Source organism: Actinomadura chokoriensis (assembly GCF_041463665.1).
Lineage (GTDB): Bacteria > Actinomycetota > Actinomycetes > Streptosporangiales > Streptosporangiaceae > Spirillospora > Spirillospora chokoriensis_A.
Map to the genome: position 1 here is coordinate 1 of NZ_JAXCEJ010000073.1, position 1,466 is coordinate 1,466.

The 1,466-nt window shown below is 60.4% G+C and carries 1 protein-coding gene; it reads left to right on the forward strand.

Annotated features, from left to right (window positions below; translation table 11 throughout):
* Window positions 1-191: 191 nt before the first annotated feature.
* The gene (locus tag SM418_RS38055; protein ID WP_504230356.1) at window positions 192-1,355 is read left to right on the forward strand and encodes an IS481 family transposase; all 1,164 of its coding nucleotides are present in this window, start codon (window positions 192-194) and stop codon (window positions 1,353-1,355) included.
* Window positions 1,356-1,466 lie beyond the last annotated feature (111 nt).

The window sequence follows — 1,466 nt, forward strand, 5'->3', positions numbered from 1 at the left end:
GGTCTCGGCCCGGCAGCCGACTGCCCTTTCTTGATTCGCCAAGAAAGGTCAGATCAAAGAAGGCGACCGGTACGACTCACACTCATAGGTGACACATCAGTACAAGGACATGGGTAACAGATCCAAGCTTGGCAGCTGGAGCCAACAGCAGCCAAGGAGCGATCACCATGCCCTGGAAGGAGTGCGCACCCATGGACGAGAAACTGCTCTTCATAGCCGACCACCTGCGCGGTGGTGCGCCGCTGAGCGAGCTGTGCAGGCGCTACGGCATCAGCCGCAAGACGGCCTACAAGTGGGTTGAGCGTTACCGCCAACTGGGCATGGATGGATTGCAAGAGCGCAGTCGCAGGCCCCACGGGAACAATCAGGCGATCAGCTATGCACAGCGCCGGGCCATCATTGAGCTGCGCACGCAGCAAAGGTCACAGATGGGGCCCAAGAAGCTGCACGCTTTGCTCCTGCAGCGTTGGGGCCCACAGGAGACACCCAGCAAAACCACCATCTACAACGTGCTGAAGGCTGAGGGGCTTGTTTGCAGCAGGCGTGTACGCAGACGCTCGGTGCCTACGGCCCAGCCCTTGCGAACGAGCAAGCAGCCCAATGGGGTGTGGAGTGCAGACTACAAAGGCCAGTTCAAGACAGCCGATGGTCACTGGTGCTATCCATTGACCATCATGGACCACGCCAGCCGCTATTTGCTGGCCGTGCATGTCTACGACAGCCCCAACTACGAGGATGCCAAACGCAGCTTTGAACAGGTGTTTCGGCAATACGGACTGCCCGAGCGCATACGCAGTGACAACGGTCCGCCGTTCGCCACTACTGGCGTGGCGGGCCTGTCACGCCTGGCGATATGGTGGATAAGGCTGGGCATCAGGCCGGAGCGCATCGAGAGGGGCAAGCCACAGCAAAACGGTCGCCACGAGCGGATGCACCGCACGCTCAAGCATGCCCTGGGCAAAGAGCCTGCGGCGGACAAAGCGGCATTGCAGATGCAGCTCGATGCCTTTGTGGAGCACTACAACCAGCAGCGCCCGCATGAGGCCTTGCAGCAAAGCATGCCGGCCCAGCACTACAGCGACTCGGTCAGGCCATACCCCTCAAAGCTACCGGAGCTGCAGTACCCGAAGCATTGGGAAAAAGTTCGAGTCAGCCACAACGGCCTGATCTACTGGCGAGCGCTGCGGGTCTACATAGGCTACCTGCTGGCGGGGCAGTGGATCGGGATGCAGGAGGTGGCCGCTGGCCAGTGGGATGTGTATCTGGGGCCGGTGCGACTGGGCTGCTTCAACGAAGAGGATGTGCGAGGACCCCAGAAGGACTATGTGAGCTTGAAGTGTTACCCATGTCTGTGAGCTGAGTTGTTACCCATGTCCTTGACACGTACAACCCGAATGTCCGCGACCCTCCGCTTCGCTGCGGGCGACCTGCATCGTGGCAGTTGCGGGGTTCGCCGTGAAACTCTC

Excerpts from the sequence above, each read along its gene's own strand:
- SM418_RS38055 (WP_504230356.1), top strand. The coding sequence starts at position 192 with ATGGACGAGAAACTGCTCTTCATAGCCGACCACCTGCGCGGTGGTGCG.